This window comes from Campylobacter coli LMG 9860 (assembly GCF_000254135.1).
Taxonomy (GTDB): domain Bacteria; phylum Campylobacterota; class Campylobacteria; order Campylobacterales; family Campylobacteraceae; genus Campylobacter_D; species Campylobacter_D coli.
The window spans coordinates 1-5,883 of the sequence record NZ_AINS01000017.1 but is presented as its reverse complement, the minus strand read 5'-3'; the positions used below and the strand labels follow the sequence as shown (position 1 = coordinate 5,883).

At 26.7% G+C, this 5,883-nt stretch carries 5 protein-coding genes and 2 pseudogenes; 2 read left to right on the top strand and 5 right to left on the bottom strand.

Annotated elements, in window-relative coordinates:
- On the top strand, window positions 1-121 hold a 121-nt coding region (locus tag CCO88_RS10310; RefSeq protein ID WP_002783628.1), incomplete at its 5' end, for a DUF2920 family protein.
- Between the two features lie 312 nt (window positions 122-433).
- Here CCO88_RS10310 and CCO88_RS03105 read toward each other — a convergent pair.
- Complete coding sequence (locus CCO88_RS03105; protein ID WP_002839345.1) at window positions 434-1,459, bottom strand: 3-oxoacyl-ACP synthase; 1,026 nt, start codon at window positions 1,457-1,459, stop codon at window positions 434-436.
- A 100-nt stretch (window positions 1,460-1,559) separates the two neighbouring features.
- On the opposite strand from CCO88_RS03105, the pseudogene CCO88_RS03100 reads away from it, so the two are divergent.
- Window positions 1,560-2,631: pseudogene (locus CCO88_RS03100) on the top strand (acyl carrier protein).
- Here the strand turns inward: CCO88_RS03100 and CCO88_RS03095 are convergent.
- The 4 genes and pseudogenes from CCO88_RS03095 to CCO88_RS03080 form a co-directional block, all read right to left on the bottom strand.
- Complete coding sequence (locus CCO88_RS03095; protein WP_002777686.1) at window positions 2,628-2,855, bottom strand: acyl carrier protein; 228 nt, start codon at window positions 2,853-2,855, stop codon at window positions 2,628-2,630. The pseudogene CCO88_RS03100 and the gene CCO88_RS03095 sit on opposite strands and share 4 nt — an antisense overlap.
- A gap of 1 nt (window position 2,856) precedes the next feature.
- Window positions 2,857-3,574: pseudogene (locus CCO88_RS03090) on the bottom strand (formyl transferase).
- Window positions 3,574-4,299: a GNAT family N-acetyltransferase gene (locus CCO88_RS03085; RefSeq protein ID WP_002790437.1), complete on the bottom strand. Its 726-nt coding sequence runs from the start codon at window positions 4,297-4,299 to the stop codon at window positions 3,574-3,576. The pseudogene CCO88_RS03090 and the gene CCO88_RS03085 overlap by 1 nt, the downstream one beginning before the upstream one ends.
- Entirely contained in the window at window positions 4,292-5,800 is a 1,509-nt protein-coding gene (locus CCO88_RS03080) for an amino acid adenylation domain-containing protein (protein ID WP_002839342.1), read from the bottom strand. Before CCO88_RS03080 ends, CCO88_RS03085 begins: the two co-directional genes overlap by 8 nt.
- Window positions 5,801-5,883 lie beyond the last annotated feature (83 nt).

Sequence of the window (5,883 nt, the reverse complement as noted above, 5' to 3'; positions counted from 1 at the left end):
GCTTGAAAAACTACAAGGAAGAAAATTTGATATGAGTAAAAATTCTATCACTTATCCTTGCAAAGACAAGCAATTTATTTTTAAAGATAAAGATGATAAATTTGAGCTTGAAATTGTTTAAGATTATCGTTAGTAAAGTTAAGAAAGGATTGCTAGGGAGGGGCTTTGTAGATGGATATTTCCTTGCCTAATATAAAAATTAAATTTATGATTTTTTTAAAAAAAGTGAAATATTTTTGTATAATGATTTGTTTAAGTGGTTAATTTCTCTTGGTGAAAAAGGTGCTACCAATAATAGAAAAAGACTTTAAAATAATTTTCTGTTGAAGATGGCAAATGAGTTGCTTGAGTTGATAAATAACTCTAATTTTTCCACCGCATTGTTTTAGCCTATGCTTAAATAAAATCTACGCTTGAAACATAGTATATTTTTTCAAGTATTAAAATCAATAATTTCGATAAAGTTTTTAATTTTGCTAAAATCAATTTTCAAACTCATGGCATTAAAGGTAATTCCTGTGCCAAAACTAGCCATAAAAACTTGTTTTATACCCCCCCCCTTTTTTTTTCTCCATTCATAGTTTGCCAAATCAAAGGCTAATTTATTTATCGTAACATCGCCATAATTTTTTAAAGTTTCATCATTTTTAATTTCTTTGAAATTTAAGAGTTCTAATAATTTAGTTTTTATAAAATTATTTGCACTTCCAAAGAAAAATTCGCCTATTTTGCTTTTATCAAGTTTAAAATTATCAAAAAAATCATCAAAAAATCGAGGAAAATTTTCATTTAAGTGAGAAAATGTGAGATTTTTGTCCATATCGATAAAATCATTTGCTTCTTTAAAGCATTTTAGAGGAAAAGTTTCTTCTGTGGCTAATTTGGAAAAGATTTTTTGCGAGAAAAAAGCTTTTTCTTTTGTATTAGATTTTTCAAGCAAAATAACACTAGCACTGTCGCTATTACTAAGGTAGGTGATTTTATCTTTTTTGGGTATTTTTTTACTTTTTACACTTACGCAAATGAAAGCTATTTTTTTGATATTTTCATTATCTAGTAAAGAAAAAGCTTGCATTAGGCCTTGTAAAAATCCTGGGCAAAAAGCAATATTATCAAAACACAGAGTTTTTTCACTTAAACCAAGATTTTTATGGATTAAACTTGAAAGTGCAGGGGCTAGAAAATCTGGTGAAAAACTATAAACTAAAAGTACATCAAGCTCATCTTTTAAAAGCAAATTTTCTCTAAAAAGCTTTTCTAGTGCTTTGCTTGCTAAATCACTTGCATAGATATTATTAGGGCTTATGAAATGATGATTTATACCGGTATTTTGCTTTAAAAGTTCGTATTTTTTCTGGTTTAAATTGCATTCTTGTAATTCTTTTTCTAAGGTATGTGGATTTTTGGGTAAAACTATACTAATAGCCTTAATATTGTGTGAGTTTAATTTTAAATTCATTTTTACTTCTTTCTAGTATTTAATAGATAAATTGTAACTTATGAATGCTTAAAATTTAAGCACAAACGGAGTATAATTTTTTGTAAAGAAAGGATATAAAATGACAGCATATTTACATATAGGAACTACTAATACAGGAAATCAAGAAAAACAAGGCTTCTTGATGCAAAACGAAGAAAGGCTTTTAAAAAAAAGGCTATATTTATCCAAAAAGCCTTAGAGTGGCAAATAGGCATTGGGCTTTGGTAGATATGGTTTTAGAACTAGTTCAAAAAGAAGATATTTTGCAAAAAGAGAGTATTTTAAGTCATATCACAAATGAAAGACTTCTTAGAGCTATAGAAAATTTTAAAAGCGAAAGTGCTTTACATAAAGATAAAAAATTTATTTTTTCAGCTGAGGGTATAGTTTGGGATTTTTCTACCAAAAAACATGTAGAAATTTTAGAAAAGATTATGAGAGAGTTAGGTTTTACTCAAATTTATATTATTGTGTATTTTAGAGATATTTTGGGTTATTTAAACTCACATTGCTCTTAAGATCATAAAAACAATATGGAGTATTATTCTGCTGATTTTGCTCCGCAAGATCATCCTAGAAAATATATTTTTGACTATGAATGGATTTGCAAAACTCATGCTGAGGTATTTGGAGAAGAAAATTTGATAGTAAGACTTCTAAGGGAGGATTATGTAGGAGGGACTTTACTTAAGGATTTTGTTTATCATTTAGGACTTGAATGGGATGAGAGTTTTGTTTTAAAACAAACCAAAAATGAAAGTTTTAATCTTTTAGGAATGGAGCTTATGTCAAGATTAAATCAAAAAGATTTAAAGCAGGATAATCTTAATTCTTTGCTTTTTATGGCAAGAAGAAAATTTGAAGGCAGCAAAGAAAAAAGATTAAAATTTGCAGTGCAAAAAGATATTGCTAAAGCTTATGTGGATTATTTTGCTTCTTCACTTGAATGGGTAAAAAACAAATATTTCCCGCATAAAAATTCTCTTTTTACTCCTGTGAATTGGGAAGAATATGAACAAAATTATACTTTAACCCATATGCTAAGTAAAGATTGGGATGATGTGGCGGATTTTATAGCACAAATTATTGTTTCTAAAAATGAAATCATCAGTTCTTTAAAAGAACAGCTTGAACTTGCAAGGAAAGATTAGTCTTTCATTGCAGTTTCAAGCATTTTTTTGATATTTTCAAAGCTTTCAAAATTTTCAGGTGTGATAAATTCTGCTTTTAAGGGTTTTTTATAAAATTTTTCTATTTCGGCAACCAAAGCCATGATATCGATACTATCGATAAAATCTTCACTTACTAGATTTTCCATACTCTCATTGATATCTGTTCTTTCTATATTGATAAAAAATTGTTTGATTTCTTGCATTTTATTCCTTTGTGATTTTTAAAATGACATTATCGCTTAAATTTAAAATTAAATCAAGCTCATTGATTTCATAAAATAAAATTTCTCTTTCTTCACCTAATATTTCTAATCTAGCTTTAGGAACTCCGCTTAAGGCACCGCAGTCCATAGCTCTTAAAAAGCGAGAAATTTTTTCTTTATTCCAAGTAAGATCTAAATAACCATTATTTGGTAAAGATAATTTTTTGTGATACCCCCCCTGAAATTTGCATTTTAAAAGCTTTATTTTTTAAAATTTCTAAAGCTTCTCTAAATAAAGTTAGAGCAAGTTTGTGTTGAGCGTTTAAAAGACTTAAAGCAGTACAATTATTATCAAGTTTTATTTCTTTTTGAACTAAAATATCACCTGTATCTATACTTTCTTTAACCATATGCCAAGTAATACCTGTTTTTTTATCGTTTTCCCATATACTCCAAATATGTGCATTACATCCTCTGTGAAAAGGTAATAATGCGTTGTGGTAATTAATAATAGTATTTTTTTGAATACATTCTTTTTTGAAAATATAAAAATTATTAGCACTAATAATAAGGCAATTTTTAAGATTTTTAAAGAAATCATCTAAATTTTCTATATTTTTTACAAAATTTACTTCTTGTCTGAAAAAATCATTAGCTATTTTTTGGCATTCTTTGGCTACTTTGCCTGTGCCTATGATGTAAATATATGAGTAAGTCATTAGAAATTCCTATAAAATTTTAAATTAATATGATTAAAACAAAAACCCGCCCTTTTATAAAAATTAATGGCTTTTTGATTTTTTTCTTCTACAAAAAGTTTAAAGAATTTATTTTGAGTATTGGCTGCAAAATAATGATTTAGTAAAGCAAAAGCCACATTTTTATGCTTTAAATTTCTATCTACAGCTATAAAATCTAAAAAATTAGCATTGAGAGTTTGAGTGTAGATCAAAGCAGCGCGAATTTTTTGATTTTCTTTATAAACAAGTATATTGGGTATTTTTTCTTCAAGATTTTTTTGTGAAAAATAAAACAAATATGGATCAAAATATTTTCTAAAAAAGCTATAAATTTCCTTGCTATCTTCATGTGAAGCTTTAGAGATAAAGGTAAATTTTTTTAATTTTATCTCATCTTTTTTGAGTATCATTTGTTTATGATTGAGTATTTCTTTAAAATGATTGAGTTTTAAAAAATCATTATGTTGTAAAAGTTGCTTATCGGTTTTGGTTAAGATTTTTATATAATTAGCCTTTAAATTAAAATTCTGTAAATCATTGATAAAATAATATAGTAAATTATCTACACGATTAAAAAAGAAAAAATTATTGTTTTTATATTTTTGTAAAATAAATTCCTGTTTTAAAATTTTTTCTTCAATTGTACCAAAATTGTCATAGTAATTACTTAACTTAAATCCTTTATAAAAAGCTTTTTTAAACAAGTTCTTTTAAAACCTTTCTATCAATTTTACCATTTTGATTAAGCTTAAATTTGTCGAGTTTAATAAAATTTTTTGGGATCATATAAGAAGGTAATTTATCTTTCAAAAAATCTTTAAAATTAATTTCTTCTTCACTTTCATAAAAACAAATAATATCTTCTTTAAAAATACAAGCACTATTTTTAACCTGTGGATGAGAGTTGATCACACTTTCTATCTCTCCAAGTTCTATTCTATGTCCCATATATTTTATCTGATTATCTGCACGTCCATAGCATAAAAGCTCACCAAATTCATTATAAGAAACGATATCTCCTGTTTTATAGAGTAAATCTAAATAATTATCATGTAAAGGATTTTGAATAAAAGCTTGTTTGGTTTTTTCTTTATCATTATAGTATCCTAAAGATAAAGAAGTTCCTCTCACATAAAGTTCACCTTTTATACCTATTTGTTTAGGATTTATGAAATTCATATTTTCATCAAAGACTAAAAGCTCTGTATTTTTACAAGCTTTACCTATAGGCAAAAGTTCTTCATCTTTAAATTCACGATCTACTATATAAAAAGAACACACATCAGTGATTTCTGTAGGGCCATAAAGATTGGCAAAAAGTGTATCGGATAAATGTTTGCGCCAAATGTTTAATTGTTTATTAGGCATGATTTCTCCGCAAAATAATACTTTTTTTAAATTCTTTAGAGTGGAAGCATTTACCGCGTTAGTATTTGCAAAATAAATCAGCACTGAAGGTACCCAAAATATAGCACTAACCTTTTCTTTTTCTAAGCATTCTAAAATTTTATTTGGAAAAGCAAAAAGATGATTAGGTAAAAGGTGTAAAGTTGCTCCTGATTTTACACTTGAAAAAATATCTAAAATGCTATTGTCAAAATAAAATGGTGCTTGATTGGCTAAAATTTCATTCTCATCAAATTTAAAAGTCTCACACACCCAAAAAGTATAATCAATCACACTCTTATGTGCTATGCTTACTCCTTTAGGAATACCTGTGCTTCCGCTAGTAAAGAAAACATAGAGTAAATTAGTATCTATGTGTTTTTCTTTAGCATTTTTTAGCAAACTCTCATCTATATTAAAACTTTCAAAGTCTTGTGTATAAAGCGTAGGCAAATCTAAATTAAATTTTAAATCCTTTGAAGTGATAAAAAGTTTAGGTTTTAAAACCTCTATGACTTTTTCTACTCTTTCTTTAGGACTTTTTTCATCTAAAAGTGTATAAAAATTTCCACTGAGTGCCACTCCAAAAAATGAAATTAAACAATCAATCCCCTTAGGTAAGATGATTAAAACAGGAGCTTGAGTAGGATTATCATTTTTTAAAGTTTTTAAAATTTCACTGGCTAGTTTTTTAGAAAAAAGATCAAAGTCTTTGTAAGTGATTTCTTTTCTTTCCTTGGCAAAAGGTTCTACAAAAGCAGTTTTTTCGCTAAATTTGATTAAACTTTTTTCTAAAAAATCGTAGATGTGAGTTGTCATGATTTACCTTTTTAATTTTTTGTAATATAATATCGATAAATTAATAAAAAAGGCCTTTATATGCTCATAAACCAAAGCTTTGA

Excerpts from the sequence above, each read along its gene's own strand:
- CCO88_RS03105 (WP_002839345.1), bottom strand. The coding sequence starts at position 1,459 with ATGAATTTAAAATTAAACTCACACAATATTAAGGCTATTAGTATAGTT.
- CCO88_RS03095 (WP_002777686.1), bottom strand. The coding sequence starts at position 2,855 with ATGCAAGAAATCAAACAATTTTTTATCAATATAGAAAGAACAGATATC.
- CCO88_RS03080 (WP_002839342.1), bottom strand. The coding sequence starts at position 5,800 with ATGACAACTCACATCTACGATTTTTTAGAAAAAAGTTTAATCAAATTT.